General features: G+C 69.7%; 22 protein-coding genes. 5 read left to right on the top strand and 17 right to left on the bottom strand.

Going from position 1 to position 21,566, the window contains the following annotated elements:
- Positions 1-54: 54 nt before the first annotated feature.
- On the bottom strand, positions 55-648 hold the full coding sequence (locus ACTWQA_RS14580) for a CGNR zinc finger domain-containing protein (RefSeq protein ID WP_443159752.1): 594 nt from the start codon (positions 646-648) through the stop codon (positions 55-57).
- Between the two features lie 71 nt (positions 649-719).
- Here ACTWQA_RS14580 and ACTWQA_RS14575 point away from each other — a divergent pair, with 71 nt between their 5' ends.
- The 4 genes from ACTWQA_RS14575 (at position 720) to ACTWQA_RS14560 (ending at position 3,847) form a co-directional block, all read left to right on the top strand.
- On the top strand, positions 720-1,289 hold the full coding sequence (locus ACTWQA_RS14575) for a helix-turn-helix domain-containing protein (protein ID WP_443159751.1): 570 nt from the start codon (positions 720-722) through the stop codon (positions 1,287-1,289).
- 73 nt (positions 1,290-1,362) lie between these two features.
- Positions 1,363-1,815: an STAS domain-containing protein gene (locus ACTWQA_RS14570; protein ID WP_305923293.1), complete on the top strand. Its 453-nt coding sequence runs from the start codon at positions 1,363-1,365 to the stop codon at positions 1,813-1,815.
- Between the two features lie 105 nt (positions 1,816-1,920).
- Complete coding sequence (locus ACTWQA_RS14565) at positions 1,921-2,580, top strand: class I SAM-dependent methyltransferase (RefSeq protein WP_443159750.1); 660 nt, start codon at positions 1,921-1,923, stop codon at positions 2,578-2,580.
- A gap of 154 nt (positions 2,581-2,734) precedes the next feature.
- Positions 2,735-3,847 (top strand): S1C family serine protease, encoded by a 1,113-nt coding sequence (locus ACTWQA_RS14560; protein WP_443159749.1) that lies wholly within the window; start codon positions 2,735-2,737, stop codon positions 3,845-3,847.
- A gap of 3 nt (positions 3,848-3,850) precedes the next feature.
- Here ACTWQA_RS14560 and ACTWQA_RS14555 read toward each other — a convergent pair whose 3' ends face one another.
- The 8 genes from ACTWQA_RS14555 to ACTWQA_RS14520 form a co-directional block, all read right to left on the bottom strand.
- Positions 3,851-4,723, bottom strand: a complete 873-nt coding sequence (locus tag ACTWQA_RS14555; protein ID WP_443159748.1) for a geranyl diphosphate 2-C-methyltransferase — start codon at positions 4,721-4,723, stop codon at positions 3,851-3,853.
- The gene (locus ACTWQA_RS14550) at positions 4,720-5,874 is read right to left on the bottom strand and encodes a family 2 encapsulin nanocompartment cargo protein terpene cyclase (protein ID WP_443159747.1); all 1,155 of its coding nucleotides are present in this window, start codon (positions 5,872-5,874) and stop codon (positions 4,720-4,722) included. The genes ACTWQA_RS14555 and ACTWQA_RS14550 overlap by 4 nt, the downstream gene beginning before the upstream one ends.
- A gap of 29 nt (positions 5,875-5,903) precedes the next feature.
- Complete coding sequence (locus ACTWQA_RS14545; RefSeq protein ID WP_443159746.1) at positions 5,904-7,292, bottom strand: family 2B encapsulin nanocompartment shell protein; 1,389 nt, start codon at positions 7,290-7,292, stop codon at positions 5,904-5,906.
- Positions 7,293-7,393: 101 nt separating this feature from the next.
- Positions 7,394-8,326 carry an alpha/beta fold hydrolase gene (locus ACTWQA_RS14540; protein ID WP_443159745.1) on the bottom strand — a complete coding sequence of 311 codons (933 nt, stop codon included), beginning with the start codon at positions 8,324-8,326 and terminating at the stop codon, positions 7,394-7,396.
- 125 nt (positions 8,327-8,451) lie between these two features.
- Complete coding sequence (locus ACTWQA_RS14535) at positions 8,452-8,721, bottom strand: hypothetical protein (RefSeq protein ID WP_327587503.1); 270 nt, start codon at positions 8,719-8,721, stop codon at positions 8,452-8,454.
- Positions 8,722-8,760: 39 nt separating this feature from the next.
- Positions 8,761-9,111: a hypothetical protein gene (locus ACTWQA_RS14530; RefSeq protein WP_443159744.1), complete on the bottom strand. Its 351-nt coding sequence runs from the start codon at positions 9,109-9,111 to the stop codon at positions 8,761-8,763.
- A 5-nt stretch (positions 9,112-9,116) separates the two neighbouring features.
- Entirely contained in the window at positions 9,117-9,671 is a 555-nt protein-coding gene (locus ACTWQA_RS14525; RefSeq protein WP_305923302.1) for a hypothetical protein, read from the bottom strand.
- Positions 9,672-9,694: 23 nt separating this feature from the next.
- A complete protein-coding gene (locus ACTWQA_RS14520; protein ID WP_443159743.1) occupies positions 9,695-10,147 on the bottom strand; it encodes an Hsp20/alpha crystallin family protein in 453 nt (150 codons plus the stop codon).
- Positions 10,148-10,473: 326 nt separating this feature from the next.
- On the opposite strand from ACTWQA_RS14520, the gene ACTWQA_RS14515 reads away from it, so the two are divergent.
- Positions 10,474-11,811, top strand: a complete 1,338-nt coding sequence (locus ACTWQA_RS14515; protein WP_443159742.1) for an esterase/lipase family protein — start codon at positions 10,474-10,476, stop codon at positions 11,809-11,811.
- 47 nt (positions 11,812-11,858) lie between these two features.
- On the opposite strand, the gene ACTWQA_RS14510 is transcribed toward ACTWQA_RS14515, so the two are convergent.
- The 8 genes from ACTWQA_RS14510 to ACTWQA_RS14475 all read right to left on the bottom strand — a co-directional run bounded on the left by ACTWQA_RS14510 (position 11,859) and on the right by ACTWQA_RS14475 (position 21,370).
- On the bottom strand, positions 11,859-13,274 hold the full coding sequence (locus ACTWQA_RS14510; protein ID WP_443159741.1) for a hypothetical protein: 1,416 nt from the start codon (positions 13,272-13,274) through the stop codon (positions 11,859-11,861).
- A gap of 133 nt (positions 13,275-13,407) precedes the next feature.
- Positions 13,408-13,620 carry an SAM-dependent methyltransferase gene (locus ACTWQA_RS14505; protein ID WP_443159868.1) on the bottom strand — a complete coding sequence of 71 codons (213 nt, stop codon included), beginning with the start codon at positions 13,618-13,620 and terminating at the stop codon, positions 13,408-13,410.
- Positions 13,621-13,811: 191 nt separating this feature from the next.
- Complete coding sequence (locus tag ACTWQA_RS14500; protein ID WP_443159740.1) at positions 13,812-15,722, bottom strand: pectinesterase family protein; 1,911 nt, start codon at positions 15,720-15,722, stop codon at positions 13,812-13,814.
- The gene (locus tag ACTWQA_RS14495; protein WP_443159739.1) at positions 15,719-16,936 is read right to left on the bottom strand and encodes a pectate lyase family protein; all 1,218 of its coding nucleotides are present in this window, start codon (positions 16,934-16,936) and stop codon (positions 15,719-15,721) included. The genes ACTWQA_RS14500 and ACTWQA_RS14495 overlap by 4 nt, the downstream gene beginning before the upstream one ends.
- Positions 16,936-18,231, bottom strand: a complete 1,296-nt coding sequence (locus tag ACTWQA_RS14490) for an ABC transporter substrate-binding protein (protein ID WP_443159738.1) — start codon at positions 18,229-18,231, stop codon at positions 16,936-16,938. Before ACTWQA_RS14490 ends, ACTWQA_RS14495 begins: the two co-directional genes overlap by 1 nt.
- A gap of 6 nt (positions 18,232-18,237) precedes the next feature.
- Positions 18,238-19,659, bottom strand: coding sequence for a glycoside hydrolase family 43 protein (locus ACTWQA_RS14485; protein ID WP_443159737.1), 1,422 nt, complete (start codon positions 19,657-19,659; stop codon positions 18,238-18,240).
- On the bottom strand, positions 19,656-20,525 hold the full coding sequence (locus tag ACTWQA_RS14480) for a carbohydrate ABC transporter permease (RefSeq protein ID WP_443159736.1): 870 nt from the start codon (positions 20,523-20,525) through the stop codon (positions 19,656-19,658). The genes ACTWQA_RS14485 and ACTWQA_RS14480 overlap by 4 nt, the downstream gene beginning before the upstream one ends.
- The gene (locus ACTWQA_RS14475) at positions 20,522-21,370 is read right to left on the bottom strand and encodes a carbohydrate ABC transporter permease (RefSeq protein WP_443159735.1); all 849 of its coding nucleotides are present in this window, start codon (positions 21,368-21,370) and stop codon (positions 20,522-20,524) included. Before ACTWQA_RS14475 ends, ACTWQA_RS14480 begins: the two co-directional genes overlap by 4 nt.
- Between the last annotated feature and the right edge of the window lie 196 nt (positions 21,371-21,566).

The raw sequence follows: 21,566 nt of genomic DNA, 5'->3' as shown, positions 1-21,566 counted from the left end.
CCTCCGCCGGTGACCGACCGCTCATCCCCTCGTCCTCCGCCGGTGACCGGCCGCTCATCGCGCCACGCTCGTGTTCATGGTCGCGACCCGGCGGCGGGCACGGTGGCCGGCCACGTTGACGCGGTTGCCGCACAGGTCCGGCGTGCAGTAGGCGCGGCGGCCCCCGCGACTGGTGTCGACGAACACGCCGCGGCAGCCCGGCGCCGCGCACCGGCGCAAGCGCCCCGCGCCGAGGGCACGGACGGCGCCGAGCACGCCGATGCCGATGAGGGCGGCCAGTTCGGCGGCGAGCGACGCGCCCGCGACGGTCGGGACGTACCACTGCCAGCCGTCATCGCCCTCGCGGCGCAGCGCCGGCGCCCGGCCCGCCCAGCCGGCCAGCACCATCGCGCCCGCGACGATCCGCTCCTCCGTCTCGGCCTCCAGGACGAGGCGGACCTCGCGGCGCAGCAGGTGCACCTGGCGCAGGTCGTCGCCATCCGGCAGCCGACCGCCCGCCAGGGCGTCGGCTCGGACGCCATGCTCGCCCAGAAAGGCCGTCAGCGCGTCCACGTCCGGGAGCGCCTCCCCCCGCACGTCAGGCGAGGTGTTGACCAGGCCGGTCGCCACGGCCGCCCCCACCGCGTAGTCGTTGATCGAGATGTCCATGCCCCAGCCTTCCGTAAGACTTATAGCCGAACTATATCCCTTACAGGGTCCTTGGCTACGATGGGGAGCCAGTGAACCTCGAAGCCCTGGGCAGGCACATTCAGGAGCTCCGCCGCGACCGCTCCATGACGCTCCAGCAGCTGGCGGACGCGGCCGACGTGAGCGTCAGCATGCTGTCCTCGGTCGAGCGCGGCCACAAGGCGCCCACCATCGTTGTGCTGGCCCGCATCGCGGACGGGCTCGGCGTGCCCCTCACCGAGCTGGTCGCGCCGCCCGACGACCACCGCGTCGTCGTGCGCCGCGCCGCCGACCAGGAGCACATCGACGAACCGGGCGGGTGGCACCGGACCATCCTCACGCCGGTGGTGCCCGGGGTGAATTTCGAGTGGATCCGCACCACTCTGCCACCCGGGTGCGACGCGGGGCGGTTCCCCGCGTACGCGGCCGGCTCCCACGAGTACGTGGCCGTCGAGTCCGGCACTCTCCGGCTGACCCTCGGCGACAGAGATCTCGATCTCACCGCGGGCGATTCGGCCTATTTCGCGGCGGATGTCGAGCATGCCTACGCCAATCCGGGCACGGTCCCGTGCACGTACTACGTCGCCGCGCTCATCATGCGCCCCCGAAGGGCACGGCGTTGACAAATAACTGGACCTCGAGTGAAAAAGAGACGCGAGGCATCTTCTACGATGGGGAGCCGCCGGTTATTGTGCGATGAGGCAAGCCATCGCCTGCGTCCATATCTCCGAAATTCGTCTCCGAATTCCGATCGGTGGGCCTCGCATGCTGGATTTGACGTTCGCCACCCAGTGGCTCCCCGGTGTGAGTGTGATCTCCGTGGCAGGGGAGATCGACACCGCCAACGCCGGTCGGCTCGACCGCCACATCCAGCAGAGCCGGCGAATGCCCGGCGAGCACATGGTGATCGATCTCAGCGAGGCCAGGTTCGTGGGCAGCGCGGGCATGCGCGTCCTGCTCAACACCCACGCCTTCGCCCGCCAGCACGGCGGCACCCTGCATGTGGCCGCGCCTCACCCCAAGGTGGCGCGCTTTATGGACGTCACTCAGGCGAATACCGTTCTGCACGTGCACGCCACCGTCGAGGCGGCCGTGATCGCCGCACTTCAGCGATCCCGCGCAACGGAGGAAACGCTCACGCAAGCGTAAAAGGGGAGTGCCAGAGATTACGGGATAATCCTTCCATAGGACGATGACGGGTCCGCGATCCTGCGCATAGGTTCAAGATCGGTGACCGTCCTCCGAAGGAGCCCTGTGACCAGGTTTCCCGATATCTTGCATCGCGCTCTCTTCAGATCCTTCTCCCTGCTCGGCCGCCGATCCCAGGGAGCCGTCCTCCGTCGTTACTTCGACTGGTGGCACCGCCGGCCCGACCCGTGGCGCCTGTCCACGGACGCGTACGAACAGCACAAATACCAGACCACGCTCGGGCAGCTGCCCGACCCCGCCTACCGGCGGGTCCTGGAGGCCGGCTGCAGCGAGGGCGTCTTCACCGAGCTGCTCGCGGCCACGTACCCGGATGCGGAGATCACCGGCGTCGACATCTCAGAGAGGGCACTCGAACGCGCGCGCCTGCGTAACGAGAAGTTCGCCGGCCGCGTACGTTTCCTGCACGCCGACATCCTCGAGCATGACCTGCGTCCCGGCTTCGACCTGGTGATCTGCGCGGAGACCCTCTATTACGTCGGCGGCGGCGACCGGTTACGGCACGCCTCGCACCGCCTGACCTCGTTGCTGGCGGCCGGCGGGCTGCTCGTCCTCGTGCACCCGTGGCCGGAGGCCACGCGGCTGCACCGGTTCGCCGACGCCGCCCCCGGCCTCTCCAAGATCGCCGAACGTGTCGAGCGCGACGTCCAACGCCCCTTCTCGGTGTCGCTCTACCGGGCGGCGGACGAGTCCCGCGCCGTCTCCTGACTACGGATTTCCTCGGATTTCCGGCCGTGGCGCCCGCGTGCTGCCAGCGGCGATAAGGCCGGGATCAGCAACCGCCGGTCGCCGGGATCTTGGGCTTAAGCAGCACTTACTCGCCATTGATCACCCTTGTGTCATCGGGACCCAAGGAGATGACATGGACACGAACGAGCCGCAGCGGCAGGGGTTCCTGCTGACCCGCAAGGCGATCGCGGGGATCGCGCTGGCGGCCGCGGCCGCCCTGGGGATGTCGGCGCTCGGCGGGGGCGCGGTGGGCGCGTACGTCGCCGGCGCCGCCCGCCCGGCCCCGACCGCCGGCACGACCACGGCGACCCCGGTGTTCCGCACGGTCGCCGACCAGCTCACGGTGGCGCAGGTGGCGGAGAAGGTGCAGCCGTCGGTCGTGATGATCCAGGGGCAGACGGCCGAGGGCTCCGGCGTGATGTTGTCGGAGGACGGCCTGATCCTCACCAACAACCACGTCGTGTCCGGCCAGAACACCCTGACGGTGAAGTTCAACGACGGCAACACGGCCAAGGCGAGCGTGGTGGGCGCCGACCCGGCGACCGACCTCGCCGTCATCCGCGCCGAGGGCGTGAAGGGACTGGCCAAGGCCACGCTCGGGGACAGCGACCAGGTCAAGGTGGGCGACGAGGTGCTGGCCCTGGGCAGCCCGCTCGGCCTGGACGGGTCGGTGACGTCGGGCATCGTCAGCGCGCTGGACCGTACGGTGACCGTCGGAGGCAGTCCCAACGACCAGCAGCTCCCTCCCGGCTGGAGCCGGCAGGGCGCGGAGAGCGAGACCACCACGCTCGGCGGCATGATCCAGACCGACGCGGCCATCAACCCCGGCAATTCCGGCGGCGCCCTCGTGAACGCGGCCGGCGAGCTCATCGGCATCAACAGCGCGGTGTCCGCCGAGGGTGTCAACCTCGGTTTCGCGATCCCCGTGAACACTGCCAAGCTCGTGTCCGAGCAGCTCATCAGCAAGGGGAGGGTGAGCCACGCGTTCCTCGGCGTGAGCGTCACCGACTCCGCCGGCCAGGCGACCGGCGCGCTGATCAGCCAGGTGACCGCGGGTAGCCCGGCCGACACGGCGGGTCTGAAGCAGGGCGACCTCATCACCAAGATCGGCGAAACCAAGGTCGAGGGCGGCGACACGGTCGTCGGCCAGGTCCGCGGGTTCACGGTGGGCCAGCAGGTGGCCGTCACCTATGTGCGCAACGGCGCGACGCGGACCGTGACCGTCACCATGGAAGAACAGAAGTGACCGTCAGACGCGGTCGGCGGCGATGAGCAGATATTGGAAACTCCCGTTCTTGTACGCGTCGAGGAAGGACTGCTCGATACCGGTCGCCAGATGGGTTTTCGCACGCAGCTCCCAATAGGGAATGGTGGCGGCGGTCAGATCCAGAACGCTGATGGGAATGAGACGGTTGGCCACCATCTCCCGGAAGTAGGTGCTGCGGGAGTGGATGTCGCAGATGTAATGGGCGTTGATCTGGCTGATGGCCCGGGACGGCAGGCCATAGGCGTCGTTGTAGCACCCGGTGATGCAGACGTAGCGGCCGCCGCGGCGCAGGAGCCGGGCGTGCTCGGCGAACAGCAGGGCGAGCTCGACGTACATCGTGCTCTCGTTGTTCCAGATCGCCTGGAAGGAGCCGGTCTCGAAGCGGGTGTCGAGCATGTTACGGAAGTGGAAGCGGACCTTGTCCCCCACGCCGCGCCGCCTGGCCTGCTCGTTGGCGAAGGCCACCTGCGACTCGGAGATGGAGACGCCCTCCACGTGACAGCCGTAGCGCAGGTTGGCGAGGAGACTGGAGCCGCCGCGGCCGGAGCCGGCGTCCATGACCCGGTCCTCGGAACGCAGCGGGCCGAGCCGGGCGATCAGGGTCTCGGCCTGCACCGTCTCGAGCCGGTGCAATTCGGCGACGACGCGTTTCTCCCTGGTCGCCGCGGGGCCTTCCAGGACCGACCAGTCCACGTCGCCGATGCCGTAATGGTGGTGATAGAGGCCGTCCACCTCACCCAGCCGCAAATTGACCGGGTTCCTTTCCTCGTTCCAATAGTCGGCGACGGCATGCTGGTAGAGGCTGTCGAGCACGGGGTTGGCGGTCACCGGGAGCTCCTTTCGATGCGGGGTCATGACTGGTAGCGGCTGGTGCTGCCGTGCCATTCGAGGCATCCGGCCATCCACGCCTGCGCGCCGCGCAGGAACCGCTTCAGCTCGGGGCACGGCACGGCCGCCAGCCTGCGCTGGCCGGCCTCGAAGTCCCTGACGAAGTCGTTGTGGAGCGAGACGGCGCGTTCGGTCGCCTCGCGGATGGAGCATTCGTCCTCGGCGGCGATGAGCAGGATCACGTTGGAGTCGGGGAGCTCGTCGGCCGCCTCCCTGGCGACCGAGTGCAGGTCGTTGACGATCACGCTGGCGGTGCCCGCCTGCATGAGCGCGGTGTGGAAGCGCCGGTCGGAGAAGAGGTCGGCGGGCAGCACGTAGCCGCCGACGATGTCGATGAGCGTCATCGAGGTGTAGAAGCTGTCGTGCTGGCGAGCCGCGAGGTAGCGCCAGACCGGCGGTGGCGTCTTCAGGTAGCGCCAGGCGGCGTACGCGCACCAGCTGACGTACATCTGGGACGTGATGCCGCACACCCGCATGACCTGCGAAGGGGTCGCGTGGCGGGAGACATGGCTGATGGCCGAGCGCAGCGCGACCAGGACGGGGTCGGCCTTGATCGCCTCCTCCAGCCGGCGGGTGTAGTTGCCTGCGGCCGGCGGCGGGTCCATGGCCGACATCACCAGCGCCAGCCGCGGCGGCAACTCCGTGGGCGTGGCGCCGAGGTCGCTCTCGTCGGCGTAGTAGTCGTCTGCCGCCCACCAGGCGGCGTTCATCTGCGCGGCGACCAGCAGCTCGTCGGGGTCGTCGCTGTCGGCGTGGGCGAGCATGGCCAGCCGTCCGAACCCGGTGTCGCGGAACTCCTCCATCCGCCCCTCGTGCAGGCCGATCCGCTCCGCCCACGCCGCCAGCCGCCGGTCGACCTCCGCGCCGAGGTCGTCGTCGACGCGGACGGTCTCGGGGCAGTAGAGCGGCGGGTACGTCCCGTCGCCCCATTGCCGCTCCCGATAGGCCAGGGGGGCGAGGTCGTAGCGGTGCCCGCCTCCGGGCAGGCCGGGTTCGTGCCCGTCCCCTTCCTCGAAGGTAGGCCCCGGATCCGCGGCCCGAAGGCTGAGTGCGGACGTTCCCAGGCCCGTGGGCAGAGCCGGGAGCCGCAGCGCCGGGGTCGTCTCGTTGGCGGACATGACGCATCTCCTCCGGAGGTCGATGGGGGTCAGGAGCGCGGGGCGGCGATGTCGACGTTCTCGAGGATTCCGATCGCGTCAGGGACCAGGATGGCTGCCGAGCAGTAGGCGCTGACCAGGTACGACATCATGGCCTGCGGGTCGATGCCCATGAAGCGCACGTTGAGCCCGGGTTCGTACTCCTCGGGGATGCCGGTCTGGTAAAGGCCGACGACGCCCTGGTCGTCCTCGCCCGTCCGCATGGCCACGATCGAGGTGGTGTGCAGGACGCTGATCGGGATCTTCCCGCACGGGAAGATCGGGATGCCTCGCCACGCGGGAATCTCGTGGCCGTTGACCTCGGTGCTGCCGGGGACCAGGCCGCGTCTGTTGCACTCGCGGAAGAACGCGGCGATCGCCTTGGGGTGGGCGAGCAGCAGGCGGGTCTTGCGGCGCATGCTGATCAGGTCGTCCAGGTCGTCGGGCGTCGGCGGCCCCGACCAGGTGGAGATGCGCTGACCGTAGTCGGCGTTGTGGAGCAGCCCGAACTCGCGGTTGTTGAGCAGCTCCCACTCCTCGCGCTCGCGGATCTCGTGGATGGTCAGGCGCAGCTGCTCCTCCAGCTGGTTCATCGGCTCGTTGTAGAGGTCGGCCACGCGGGTGTGGACGCGCAGGATCGTCTGGGCGACGCTGAGGGGGTATTCGCGGGGATGGAGGTCGTAGTCGACGAACGTGCCGTTGATGACCGGCTCGCCCACGTGACCGGCGGCGATGTCGACCGCCGCCTCGCCGCGGCGGTTGACCGGCCTGCGCAGGACCACCTGATAACGCTCGACCTGCGCACGCAGGGCGGGCGAGCTGCCGGCGATCCGCTGGAGCTCCGCCAGCGGCGACACCAGGATCGTCCCCGCGGTGGCCGCCCTGACCGTATACGCCCAGCGCGGGTCCTCCTTGCCGACGGCCTCGTCACCGAACTGCTCGCCGTCGGCGATGACGCCGAGGGCCTGCTGGGCACCGTACGGGCCGGTGGCGAGCCGCTCGAGGCGAGCGTGGGCGATCACGTAGGTGTCGGTGATGGGGGCGCCGGCCTCGACGACGACCTCGCCGGCCTGGACCTCCCGCGGCGTGAACGTCGCGGCGATGGCCGACAGCACCTCCGCGTCCGCGAAGCCGCGCAGCAGGGGCAGCTCCGCGAGCGTCTCCGGGATGATGCGCACGTCGTCCGCCCCGTGCTGCGCCACGCCCACCCGGCCCCGCCCGACCCGGTGCGTCAGCCTGCGGTTGACCCGATAGGTGCCGCCGCGCACGTCCACCCAGGGCAACATGCGCAGCAGCCACCGGGAGGTGATGGCCTGCATCTGGGGACGGGTCTTGGTGGTGGTGGCCAGGTTGCGTGCGGCCCGGACGTCCAGGCTCGACCGCGCATCCGTGGAAGGCATGTTCCCTCGCAATCGCCACTTGAGCCTCTCTCACTACCGAACGTATTCATGCGAGTACGATCCGTAGAGTTACCTGATGGCGAGGGAATGCTTACGGCGGTCTAACCGCCGGCGACGTCGCGGATCGCGGCGATGACCAGCTCAGGCTGGAAGGCCTGCACGTAGTGCTCGGCGGTGGTGGCGACCACCAGGCGGCCGCGGCCGGACAGCGTGGCCAGGCGGCGGGCCCGGTCGACCGCGGTGGCGGGCTGCCCTGCGGGGATGATGGCCACGACCGGTCGATCCCCCCATGCCCCCGGCCGTACCGTCGCGCTGACCTGCGCGGCGCTTTCCAGGCTGGACCAGGCCTCGGCCCGCGCGGCATCCATGCTCCTGCCTCCGTAGACCACGGGAGCATGGGCCCGCGCCACGGCGGTGGCCTCGGCCGGCACCAGGGCGTCGCCGGCCAGCCGCAGCAGGCCGGCACGCGCCAGCAGGCCGAAGCCGGTGAACTGGGTCGCGATCAGCGGACGGGACACCGCCAGGGCGTCGTCGGCGGTCTCGTCGGTGACGTCGATCAACACCAGGCCGGCGGTCAGGTCCGGCCAGCGGTCGGCGAAGATCCGCGCGATGGTGCCGCCGTAGGAGTGGGCGGCCAGCACGTACGGGCCGCGTTCCCCGGCCGCGGCGAGCAGGGCGTGCAGCTCCCCTGCGGCCTGCGAGGCCGTACGCGGACCCGGGCCGTCCTCGCTCCAGGCATAGCCGGTCCGGTCGTAAGAGCACACGCGGGAGCCGCCGGAGAGCCGGCGCTGGATGTCGTCCCAGCTCGCGCTCGACTCGGCGAGCCCGGCTTCCAGCACGATCGTGGGCGTGCCGGCTCCCGTGCAGGTGATGTGCAGACGGTGCTCCCCCACGCGGACGAGCCTGCCAGGCGCGGGATGCCGGGTGCCGTCCCCCTGCCGGGCGAGGCTCTCGTAGCCGAACCCCGTAACCACCGCCAGCGCGACCAACGCCGCGAACCACAGGACGACTCTGCGCAACCACCGTGCTCTCACACCATGAATCTAGGAGCGCGATCGCCGCGTTTCCTCGTCCCGGCGAGCGAACCCCGTCTGGGACCAGGACCCCAGACCACATCCGCCGCAAGGAGGAGCCGCGCCGGGGGTAGGGCCTGCCGGTGTCAGGCGCCCAGATCTCGGACCACGTTGTCCAGCCGGTCCGCCAGGTCCTCGAGGACCCGGTCGGTCAGGCCACTGTCCGGGAGGTGGGCCAGGACCTCGTCACGGCGGGCGATGACCAGCCCCTTGTGCGCGTCGTCCACCTCAGCGGCCGGCATGACCAGGCAGTCGCCGCGCACGTAGACCAGCGTGGCGTCGGTGTCCCCCGACTCCAGCAGCCGCCGGACGCACTCACGGTCGATGAGCCGCGTCAGTTCAGGATGGTGCTTCATGCCGTTCTCCTCACCCAGGCGACAGGCCTGAAACCCGGCTCATCCGAACGTCGGGGGCCCGCCGTCGTCACGGGCCCGCCGCACGCCGAACACCACCAGGTACGCGGCCGCGCCCAACGCCACGACGGCCGGCGGGATCGCCAGCGCCGCCTGCCCGGCCAGCAGTGCCCACAGGGCCAGCACCACCCCGGCGAGCAAGGCGAGGGCGGCCGCCAGCAGGCGCATACCGAGGACGTTCGAGGGCGGCGGCGACTTCGGCCAGCGGGCCCGGCCGGCGCCGGCCACACCCGGCACGCCGGTGTCGCTCACCTTCCCCGGGCCACGGGGCGGCGGTTCGCGCAGCACCGGAGCGAAGAACTCGTCGTCCGGGTCGTCGTGTGATTTCTTCATCGGGATCAGTCCAGTTCGCGCAGGAAGGGCGTGACGACGTCGTTCAGCTCCGCCACGAGCGCTTCCAGCGAGGCCTGGGCGTCGTCCAGGTTCGGCAGCCCGTCGGCCCGCGCCCGGGTGGGCGTCGGCAGCCGGTCGGCCGCCAGCGGCACCCGCAGCTCCAGCGTGGTCAGCGCGGTCGGCCGTTCGTACGGCGGCGCCACGTACGCCGGGTCGTCCCCGTTCTGCCGGTGCCAGGTGGACCAGCCGTCGGGCAGCGGGAACGGGGCCGGGACCGCGAGCTCGACCACGGCCAGCGGGCCGCGCGTCTCCTCCGCACGGTGGCAGGTCGCGTCGAGCACGCGGGGGTGACAGCGCACGTAGGCTGATTCGGCCATCGGGCGGGTGGCGACCTCCCACGCGCCCAGCGCGAAGTGCAGCGGGTCCAGCGTGATCCCGCCCGACCCCGGCTCGCCTTCCGCGGCCGTGAAGACGTGCCGCCACTTGCGCAGCTGCTCCCCATAGCGCTCCTGGGTGCCCTCGTGCGCGGCGTCGATCCAGAACGCCTGTGTCCCGGCCATGCGCCTCCCCCGTGCTCGCTCGGTCAGCCCTTGATCTGGATGCGACGGGAGCGGCCCCGCTCGGTCTTGGGCACCCGCAGCGTCAGCACGCCGTCGTGCAGGTCACCGTCGATCTTCTCCGGGTCGGCGTCGGTCGGCAGGATCGTGCGGTAGACGAACTTCCCGGTACGCCGCCGGAGCATGTTCCCCTTGTCCTTCTCCTCCTCGTTGATCTCCCCCGAGATGCACAGCTCATTGCCGTTGACCTCGACGTTGACGTCCTCGCGCTTGAGTCCGGGCAGCTCGGTGCGCACGACGTACGCCTCCGGCGTCTCCTCGGTCTCGGCGAGGGGCCGCCAGCCGGAGATGTCGGTCTCGGCGCTCTGCTCGAACAGCCGCCCCATCTGATCCCACAACTGCTGGAACTCCGTGAAGGGATCCCACGACCGGGCCGGCCAGGCACCGCCCCACGGAACGGGTGCCCGATTTCGCCTCATGGGCAGACCCATCACTCTCACCTCCGTGACCTCAGGAACTGATCGTCCCTGCTTGCTTCATTCATTGCGCCTCTACCCCCGCGACTGCCCGCAAACGACGTGACGCTGCGATTGCATGACGGACTGGCGAACGACGCCCCAACGCTGACATACCCGGCGGCGACCTCCTTACGACCCATGTCAGGACTCGATCAACACCTCTCGTACCGCTCGGCAATTCCGTGCGGCGGGGTGACGCGCCGGGGCCCCGGCCGCCGCCACCCCTCCCACCTGCTCGATTACTGTGAGTGATCACACGTCATTGAGCAGGTGGGAGGGGATCCACCATGGCAGAGGAACCCAGGATCGACGTCGAGATCAACGCCAGGACCATCGAGGGCAGCCTGACCCCGGAGCAGGTCCAGCGGGTGGCGAGCGCGCTCGGCGACCCGGGGGTGTGGTTCGCCACCCCGCCGGCGCCGCGCTCCGGCGCGGGCGAGGCAAGGCCAGACTTCGTGTGGGAGCTCGTGGGCGACCAGCCGCATCGGGGGCACATCGCGACCGGCCGGGCCCACGTCTACCTGGCGGAGGCACACTCCGCGCTGGCCCGGCCGCTGATCTTCGCCGACGGCTTCAACTACGGGCCCAGCGACCTGAACGCGATGTGGCGGCACTTCAACGCCCCGTATGAGAAGGGTGTCCCCGGCCTCCTCGACCAGTTGCGGACGTTGGGCATCGACGTCGTGTTGCTGGGCTTCGACCAGCGGCAGACCTACATTCAGGCCAACGCGGGCGTGGTCGTCGCCTGCGTCCTGCGGGCGCTGGCCGAGCGGCAGGGCGACACCCCGCTGGTGGTCGGCGGGGCCAGCATGGGCGGCCTGGTCACCCGCTACGCGCTGGCCCGCATGGAGAGCGAGCGGATCGACCACCAGACCGACAAGTACTTCTCCTACGACACCCCGCACCTCGGCGCCTGGATTCCGCTGGTGCTCCAGCAACTGGCCTACCTGCACGAGTCGCTGCAGCCGCGGCACGACGGAGCCGGGCAGGCCGAGCTGATCCGCAGCCCGGCGGCGCAGCAGCTGCTGTGGGCCTGGGCCGAGAGCGCGAGCTACTCGGGCCAGGTGACCGCCAGTCCGCTACGGAAGGAGTTCCTGGACGATCTCCGCAGAATCGGGTGGTTCCCGATGCGGCCGTACAAGCTGGGCCTGGCCAACGGGACCGGCGACGGCAGTGGACCGCATCTGAAGCCCGGCACGCCCGTACTCGACCTGGGCGAAGGGCCGCTGCGGCTGGTCGCCAGGATCCAACCCGACATGGGCGAGCTGCGGAACGTCGGCGCGATCGGCTTCGGCGAGCCGGTGTGGACGAGCGCGACCTCGCACGTGGCCGCGTTCGACGGGGCGCCCGGCGGGACTCTGGACGCGTTCGGGCGGGTCGCCGACGCGATGGGGCTGCCCGTCCAGGACCGCTTCCGCGGCACCTGTTTCGTCCCGTCGGTCAGCGCGGTCGCGCTGGCCAGGGATCCGCGCCACTGGCAGGCCGACCTCTACACGGACCTGCGGGAGCTGTCCAAGGACGACACGTTCCTCGACACGTTCTGCTGCGACACCGGCAACCATCCACACGGTGCGGTCTCCAAGGCGCTGGTCGAGTGGTTCGTGGCGCAGCTGGCCGGCTGGTGAGCGGCCCCTGAGGGGGTGCCGGCTCGGCGGAGCCGGCACCCGGCGCCTCAGCGGTTACCTCGGTGCACGACCAGGAGCTGGTCGCGGGTGGCGTTCTTGTCGCGGTAGGCGATGGCGGCCGGCGCCTCGGCGCTGTGGTGCGCGGACAGCCGCTCATCGGGGCTCCAGCTGGAGCCGTCGAAGGAGGCCCACCACAGGCTCTGGTCCGACGCGCCGCGGTGCACGACGTAGAGCCGGTCCTTGTAGGCGGTCAAAGCCGGGCCCTCGGCGGCGAAATGGCCGGGCAGGCGCTGGTCGGCGCTCCAGCTCGAGCCGTCCCAGCGGGTCCACCACAGAGACGTGTCCTCGCCGGCGCCGCGGTGCACACAGTAGAGGTGGCCCCTGTACGCCGCCAGCGCCGGGTTGGACCGGCTGGCGTGGCCGGACAAACGCTGGTCGGCACTCCACTTGGCGCCGTCCCAGACGGTCCACCAAAGGTTGTCGTCGCCGCCGCCCCGGTGGACGCAGTAGAGCTGCCCGTCGTAGGCCGCCAACGCCGGCGCGCTCGCGCTGAAGTGCTTGGGCAGCTTGACGTCCTGGCTCCACTTGGAGCCGTCCCACCGTGTCCACCAAAGATTGTCGTCGCCGCCGCCGCGGTGCACACAGTAAAGCTGCCCGTCGTACGCCGCCAACGCCGGCGCGCTCGCGCTGAAGTGCTTGGGGAAGCGCTGGTCCTCACTCCACCCCTGCTCCGCGTCATAGGCCGTCCACCACAGGGCGGAGTCGGCGTCGTTGCCGCGGTGGGCGACGTACAGCCGGTCCTTGAACTCGGCGACGGCCGGTCCCGATGCCGTGAAATGATCGACGAACCGCTGGTCGTCGCTCCACCCCTCGCCGGGCTCATAGACCGCCCACCACAGCCGGGCGTCGCCGTCGGGCGCGCCACCCAGGCGGACCGGGATGAGCGCGGCGGGCGTGGTCCAGGACGAGACCAGCTTGACGCCGTACGGCTGAGCGATCGAGGTGATCCAGTCGGCCTTGGCCTTGACCGACCGCTCGACGATCGGCGCGAGCCAGCCGCCGAGCACGATGCCCGCGAGCTCACCGATCGCCTTCGAGATCTCGGCGGCGCGCACCCCGCCGTTCTCGTTGAGGTTGATCTCAAAGCCCCACCATCTGGCGACCGGCCAGACGTCGGCGCCGAGGGCACGCAGCTCGCTCTGCACCCGGCGGACGCGGTCCTGGTCCTTGAGATCCAGCTCGGCGATCTGGCGTTCGCTCTCCCCCTTGGCCGCCAGCCATTCGGCCTCGGCGGCCGCACGGTCGGCGAGGTCGTCCTTCTCCAGCAGCTCGATCTCCACGGCCAAGTCGACCGCCGCAGCGGCCACCGGGTCGTCCTGCGCGTGCAGCAGCGGCTCCTCGGCCTCGATGCCGATCTCCTCTGCGATGTCTGCCCTGTCAGCCGTGGTGTCGTCGTCGTTCATTTCATCCCCCCGGGTACGGGCCGCTCCTTTTGGGACGCGCCCGCACGATGCGTACATGCACGAACGTGACACATAGTAACTGTGCGTGTCAGTATGAATACGCTGGGGTTGGACGGTGGGCCAGGTAAAGGTCCTATCCGGGGGGTTTCCTGGCGGCGCCCGCCAGCAGGTGACCGGGCAGGGGCGCCTCGCCGACGAGCAGGCGATCGTCGGGCCGCCGGTCCGTGACCGCCACGAGCGTGGCCACCGCGTGGGTGAGCACCAGGTAGCTGCCCGGAGCCAGCGCGTCCCGCAGGATCTTCACTACGCCCTGTGGGTCGTCGGCGTCCTGGATGAAGTGGAGCATCGACACCAGCAGCCCCCTGGCGTGCGCGGCGACGACCGGGTCGTGGTCGACGGTGCGCGAGGAGCCGGTCGACGGCCTCTCGGTCCGCGGCGAGGTTCTCCTTGCCGCCGAGCATGTAGTCGTACATGCGGGCGAGATTTGGCGTGCTGGGGTCGATGGACACGACGTGATCGTAGAGCCGTCGAGCGGATTTACGGATGCCGCTCCGTGAAGGGCCGCCACCTCCCGAGGTACCGCTCGACGGTGTACTCGGCCGCCTGTGCGTCGGTGAGTTGTGGCCGGTCGGCGGTGACGACCGCGCCCGGGCCGGTGTTGCGGTATTCGGCGAAGCGGGCGTCCTTCCAGGAGAAGCCTCCCATGTCGGTCCAGGGAGCGTCCTGGATGTGGGCGCCCAGCCAGGAGTCGCGGACCACGACCTGGGCGATGGCCTTCGGGTCGTTGCCCGGGTGCCACGGCCGCCCGAGGTAGATCGACTTGTCCGCCACTTGGCCCTCCAGCCGGCTGCCGACGATGAGGAAGCCGTGGGTGTTGGAGTCGCTGGTGCTGGCCGCGGTCACGAAGCCGGCGCCGACCGACTTGATCACGCAGTTGTCGAAGACGGCCGTGCCCCTGCCGTAGATGAAGTCGACGTCGCCCTCGATGTAGCAGTCACGCAGGTAGGCGCGGCTGACGACGTCCCTGTTCGGGGTGTCGGCCTTGTAGGTGTCCTGGTTGCCGAGGAACCTGGTGCCCTTGAAGGCGATCCGGTCGCCGACCGTCCGCACGGCGAGCGCCTGGCTCGGAGCCACCGACTCGTCGTAGGCGTTCTCCAGTGTGACGTCCTCGACCGTGATGTCGCTGCCGAGCACGCTGAAGGTGGGGCTGTCGGCGGAGCCGTACGTGCCGCCGTAGAACTTCTGACCGCCCGCCGGCAGGTTGTAGGTGATGACCACGTCCTCCGCCCGGCCCGTCGCGCCCTTGATGGTGAGGTCGCGGCGGCCCGGCCAGACGCGGACGATCTCCCGGTAGACGCCCGGCTTGACGGTGATCACGGCACCGCGTGGGGCCGCGCCGATCGCCGCCTGGACGCTGCCGAAGTCGCCGCTGCCGTCGAGCGCCACGGTGATCTCCCGCGGGGCCGGCCGCTGCCCGCCGAGCGGCCCGGCGCCGCGCGTGACGAGCGCGGGCACCTGCTCGGCGGGGTCGGGGGTGTAGGCGTAGTACGAGGACGGCTCGAACGCCGGGCCGGCGTTGTCGACACGGCCCCGCGTGCCGCTGAACACGTTGCCCCGCTGCATCACCTGCGAGATCGCGTCCTTGGAGACGATGGGGTCGGGCACCGACTGGAAGTAGCTGTTCTCGACCACTATCCGGCCGCGGCCGCGGATCATCGTCCCGTAGAGGCCGGCGTCCTGAAGGTAGTTGTTGTACAGGTGCGCGGCCTCGGTGTTGTCGATGCTGGGGTTGCGCTGGTAGATGCCGCGGAACCAGTTGTGGTGCAGGGTCACCTTGGTCACCACGTTGGGGGTCCAGCCGATGCCGACGGCCTTGTTGTGGTCGCTGAAGACGTTCCAGGAGACGGTGACGTAGTCGCTGTCCTTACGGATGTCGAGCAGGCCGTCGCCGGTCCTGGTGAAGTGGTTGTGGTCGATCCACACGTGGTGGGCGCCGTCCATCTGGACGCCGTCGTAGTCCTTGCTCTTGCCGTCCCAGTCGCCGGGCACGTAGGAGTCGCGGATGGTCAGGTTGCGGATGATGACGTTGTGCACGTGGTCGAGGATGAACCCGCCGTGGACGATCTCGGCCCCGGCGCCCTCGCCGACGATGCTCTTGTCCGAGGCGACCGCGATCTCCTTGCCGTAGGGCTCTATCCTGATCGAGCCCCTGACCTTGATGACGTACGGCTCCGCCGCCGTGGCGTACCGCTCCAGGTCGGCCTGGTTGTCCACGGTCACGGTCTGGCCGCCCGCACCGCCGGTCGTGCCGTCCACGCCGAGCGCGCTCAGCCCGGCGAACCCGTCGGCCTGCTCGGCGGGCGCGGCATGAGAGGGCACGGCCTCGGCATGGGCGGGCGCGGGCGTCAGGAGTGCGAACGCGGCGAGTGCGGCGAGTGCGAGCCTCATGAGAGCCTCCCCGCTCCGGCGCGGGCCTGGACCAGGCCGGGCACGGCGTGCCCAGGATCGACACGCCCGTGCAGGTGCGGGCGCCGGCCCACGTCGCCGCCGAGATCGGGGTCGTTCGCCGCGTTGTACGCCGCCAAGACGTTCACCGGTCTGCCGTTCACCAGCGTGCCCTCCTCGTGAATCGCGGTCCCGCCCCAGCGGTAGATGATCTTGTCGGCGGTCGTGCCGCCGGGCAGGCGGAAGGTGTTGTTCTGCGCGTAGATGGCGGAGTTGACGCCGACTCCCCACGAGTAGGTGTACTCGGAGCCGGGCGGGACCACGTACGAGTTGTTGTAGACGTGCACCTGCCCATGGCGGACGCGCGGCGCCCGCTGATTGAGCGCGGTCAGCTCGTTGTGGTGCAGGGTGATCCGCAGCTTGCCTGCGTCGTACTGCGGGTTGTCGGTGTTGCCCCAGAGCAGCGACTTGTCGTGCCCGGCGAACCGGCTCCAGGAGATGGTGACCAGGTCGCTGCCCCTGACGACGTCGAGCAGCCCGTCGTGGTGCAGGAAGCGCGCGCCGAAGTACCGCGGCTCGGCCTGGTCCGGGTGGTCGCCGTCGGTGAGCGTCACGTGGTCCACCCAGACGTGCCGGGACCCGGAGATCGAGATGTTGTCGTACTCGGTCTTCCAGTCGCCGCCGCTCCAGCCGGGGAAGCAGTCGTAGGCGTCGTGGACGGCGAGGTTCCTGACGATCACGTTGTCGGCCTTGTCGACGGTCAGCGCCAGGCCGGTGAGCGAGGCGCCGGGGCGGCCGACGAGCGTGGTGTTGGCACCGATACCGATCACCACGTCCTTTCGCTGGTTGGCCGCCGACGCCTTGCGGGCCTCCTCCAGGGGTCCCGAGGCGGGGCCCGTCCAGTGCGCGGGGTCGTAGGCGTCGAGGTAGGACCGCAGGCTGTACTCGGGGACCGCGTAGTCCGCGCAGGTCCGCCCGCCCGCGTCGATGGCGCCCTCGACGTACACGATCTTCGGGGCGTCGCCGGCGACGGCGGCCGCCAGTTCGTCGCGGGTGCGGACGGTCACCGTGTGGCCGGCTGCGGCGCCGCCCGTGGTGCCGCCCTCCGCGGCCGCCCATCCGTCGTCGGGCGCTAGGACCTGTCGGCCCAGCTCCTTCGAGTGCACCGGGCTCAGCACCGTCACGGCGGCCAGGACCGCCGCCGCCACCGGCCCCATCAGCCGTGCCGCTTCTTGTAGCCGGCCTGCGCCTCGGTGAGCTTGGCCGCGAACTGGTCGAGGAAGTCCTTGGCGCTCAGCTCGCCCAGCAGCACCTTCTGGAACAGCGGCTCCGCCCAGGTCTTGGTGATCTCGTTGAACTCCGGCAGGTGGTAGGGCATCTGCACGACCTTGGTGGCCGGGTCGTTGAGCACCCGCTGCGCCTCGGTGATGTGCGCGACCTGCGCTCCTTGCACCTCGGTGTTGGCCGGGATGACGCCGCTCTTCTCGGCGATGTAGCCGTCCATCTCCTTGGCGGCGAAGAACTCCGCCAGCTTGAAAGCGGCCTCCTTGTTCTCACTGGCCGAGAAGACGCCGACGCCGCCGACCGGGTTGGACAGCACCGCCTGGACCCCGGAGTCCGACTTCGGCACCGAGAACGAGGCCACCTTGTCGGGGCCGAGCGCCTTGATGTGGTCCTGGTAGGAGCCCAGGTTGTGCTGCATGACGGCGATGCTGCCGGCGGCGTCGAACTGGGCGACCATCTTGACGTAGTCGTTCTGCAGGTCGCCCTCGGGCGTGTTCTTCTTGTAGAGCCCGGCGTACTTCTCCAGCGCGGTCACGTTCCGCGGGTCGTTGATCGTGGCCTTGCTGGAGGCGTCGAAGAACTCCGTGACGCCGGACTGACCGTAGACGACCTCCAGCATCTGGGCGATGGAGCCGGCGCCGCCGCGGATGGTGAAACCGAACCGGTTCTCCTTCGGCTTGGTCAGCTTGTCCACCACGGTGAAGAACTCCGACCAGGTCTTCGGCGGCTCCAGCCCGGCCTCCTTGAACCAGTCCTTGCGGTACCAGAACGCGCCCGCGTTGGTGGAGATCGGGAAGATGTACGTCTTGCCGTCCGGCACCACGTTCTTGACGGTCGTCACGAGCGCCTCGTTGAACTTGCCCTTCAGCGCCGGGTTGGCGGCGATGCGCTCGTCCACCGGCTCCAGTGCCTTCTGGGCGACGAGGTTGGCCAGCGAGGAGGTGGACACATCGGCCACGTCCGGGGTGCCGCCGCCGGCGATCGCCGTGTCGATCTTCTGCGGGGCCTGCGCGATCGGGATGCCCACGTAGTTGACCTTGATGGTGGGGTTGGCCTTCTCGAACTCGGCGATCGCGTGCTGCCAGATCGGCGTGCGGGCCGGTCCGGCGTTGGTGTCCCAGAAGGTGATCTCGGTCTTGCCACCGGAGCCCGCGTCGGAGCCACATCCGGTCAGCACGGCCACGGCCAGCAGCACCGAAGCCGATGCGGCAGGCACACGTCGTCTCATTGGTTTCTACCTTTCGATGTTCACGGTGAACGCGTCGAAGATCGCCTGACCGGTCCCGCTCCCCGCGGCGAACAGGCCAAGCACCGCGCCGACCCAACGGCCCTGCGTGGCTTGGAAGGGCGCGCCCACTTCGTGCAGGCCCGCTCCGGTGTCGGCCAGGAACGTGACGAGCGCGCCGTTGCCGATCCGCGCGCCGACGGTGACCGGCCTGCCCGCCTCGACGGGCACGGGCTCGGCGTCGCCGCACACCAGGACGGGCCCGTCCGGCGTGCTCTCCAGCCCGACGTAGGCGCAGGTGTGGCCAAGCACAGTCAGGCCCGCCCGCCCTTCACCCTCGAGGGTGAGAGTGGTGGTGACCGTGCAGGGGTCGCCGGGCAGCCGCTGTCCGAGCACGGACGGCCGCTCCCTGAGGTCCTCGGGTCCTGGCACGCAGGCCAGGCGGAGCCGGCCTGCGTGCAGCTCCCACCAGGAAGGGTCGGGATTGGCCTGCCAGCTCCACTGCAGCCCAAGCTCCGGGCCCGAGAAGTCGTCGGAGCTCGCGGGCGCGCTCGGCGTGCCGCCAAGGACCGGCACGGGGCCGCCGGGCACCGGCTCGCCGTCCGCGCCCATGACCGGCCAGCCGCCGTTCCACGCCATGGGCTGCAGGTGGACGACCCGGCCGTAGGGGCCGCGGTCCTGGAAGTGCATGAACCAGTGTTCGCCGGATGGGGTGTCCACCCAGCCGCCCTGGTGCGGGCCGTTGACGTCGGTGCCGCCCTGCTCCAGCACGATGCGGTCCTCGTACGGGCCGAAGATCGACTTTGCCCGGAACACCGACTGCCAGCCCTCCTCCACGCCGCCCGCAGGCGCGAAGATCCAGTAGGTGCCCTCGCGCTTGTACAGCTTGGGCCCCTCCAGCGTCCGGTAGCCCGGCAGCAGGTCGGCGTCGATGATCACGGTGCCCTCGTCGAGCACCTTCCGCGCGTCCGGCGACATGCGGTGCAGCGTGAGCCGGTTGTTCACGCCCGCGCGGCTCCTCGCCCAGCCGTGCACCAGGTACGCCTGCCCGTCGTCGTCCCACAGCGGGCACGGGTCGATGAGCCCAAGTCCCTCCTTGACCACGTGCGGCACGGTCCACGGCCCCCGCGGATCCTCGGCGCTCACCACGCAGATACCCACGTCCGGGTCGCCGTAGAAGATCCAGAACCGGCCGTCCTGGTGGCGCAGCGCCGGCGCCCACACCCCGCAGCCGGGCCGTACGTCGTCGTAGCCGCTGGTCAGGGCATGCCCGGTGATCGTCCAGTTGACCAGGTCGCGCGAGTGCAGGATCGGCAGCCCCGGCACCTTGGTGAAGGTGGAGGCCGTCAGGTAGAAGTCCTCCCCCACCCGGATCACATCGGGGTCGGACCAGTCAGCGTTCAGTACGGGGTTGCGGTACGTCTGGGTCATCCCTTCACCGCTCCGGCGGACATGCCCTGCACGAGGAAGCGCTGGATGAAGCCAAAAACGATGACGACGGGTAGCGCGGCCACGACGCCGCCGGCGGCGAGGGCGCCGAAATCGACGCTGTTCTCGCCGAGGTTGTAGGCCAGGCCCACGGGCACAGTGAATTTCTCCTGATCGTTGATGAACATGAGGGCGAAAAGGAAGTTGTTCCAGCTGTGGATGAAGGCGAACGAGCCCACCGCCACCAGCGCGGGGCGCAGCAGCGGCAGCACGATCGCCAGGAAGCCGCGCAGCCGGGAGCAGCCGTCGACCCAGGCCGCCTGCTCCAGCTCGTACGGGATGTTCCTGATGAAGCCGCTGATGAGGATCAGGGAGAGCGGCAGCTGGAAGACCGTCTCCGCGATGACCAGGCTCCACAGCGAGTTGGTCAGCTTCAGCGTCCGGAAGATCTCGAACAGTGGGATGATCATCAAGGCGCCGGGGATGAACTGCGTGCACAGCATCCCGACCATGAACGCGGCCTTGCCGCGGAAGGAGTAGCGGGCCAAGGCGTACCCGCCGGCCAGCGCCACGATGGTGGTGGCGACCAGGGAGGCGAGGCCGACGAGCAGGCTGTTCTGGAAGAAGATGGCGAACCCCATCCCATTCCAGACCGTGTCGAAGTGCTCGAACGTGATCGGCCACGGGACGATCGCCGTGGACCCCCTCGGCCGGAACGCGAAGACCAGCATCCAGTAGAACGGCACCAGGGTGAACAACAGGTACAGCGCCAGCGGGAGGTAGATCTGCCACCGCGACACCCGTTGCGCGCTCGGTGCCGGCGCTGTCTGGGGCCTGGTCACGGCCGGGCGTTCGGTCACCAAGGTCATGACTTCGCTCCGAACTTGCTCAGCCGCAGGTAGACGATGGAGAAGAAGGTCAGGATCACGAAGGCCACCGTGGTCAGCGCGGTGGCGTAGCCGAAGTCGTGGGACTGGGCGGCGAGCGAGGCCACGTACAGCGGGAGCGTGGTCGTCTGGTGGGCGGGCCCGCCGCCGGTCAACGTGTAGAGCAGGTCGACGTTGTTGAACTCCCACACCGACCGCAGCAGCGTGGACAGGATGATCGCGTCCCTCAGGTGCGGCAGGGTGATGTGTACGAACCTGCGCATCCGGCCCGCGCCGTCCACCGCGGCGGCCTCGTACAGGTCCTTCGACACCGACTGCAAGTCGGCCAAGAGCAGGATCGCGAAGAAGGGCACCCCGCGCCACAACTCGGCCAGCACCGCCGCCCAGAAGACCGTGTCCGGGTTGGCCAGCGGCGCAGCGCCGTACTCGATCAGTCCCATGTCGGCCAGGTAGCGCGACACGCCGGTGAACGGGTTGTAGAGCAGCACCCAGATCGCGGTGGTGAGCACACCGGAGACGGCCCACGGGGAGAAGACCAGCGCCCGCGACAGCGCGCGGCCGACGAAGCTCTCGTTGACGATCAGCGCGAGCACAAGCCCGAGCAGGAACTGCAGCACTACCTCGACGACCACCCACTTGACGCTGAAGCCGAGGCTCTGCCAGAAGATCGGGTCCTCGAACAGCAGCGTGCGGAAGTTGTCGAACCCGGCGAAGCCGTTGTCCCAGGGCTTGGTGACGTTGTAGTGCTGGAGGCTGTAGTAGACCACGCTGCCCATCGGGTACACGAGGAACCCGAGCATCGCGATCAACGACGGGGCGATCAGCACATAGGGCGTCCACCCCCTCCGACGGGGTTTTGAGCGGGGCGGATGCGCCGGGACGACGGCCAACGTGCACGACTCCTTCGTGGGACTGTGGAATGCAATCGGTTGCAGGAAACGTTGGGTTAGCACGAACGCAACGTCAATGGCATGTGAACGCACCTAGCTCCGCCACCAGGGCAAATGCCGAAATTTCGAAATT

It is taken from the genome of Nonomuraea sp. 10N515B, assembly GCF_052245915.1.
Lineage (GTDB): Bacteria > Actinomycetota > Actinomycetes > Streptosporangiales > Streptosporangiaceae > Nonomuraea.
Note: the sequence above shows the minus strand (reverse complement) of the source record. Positions and strands in the feature narration are given on the sequence as shown.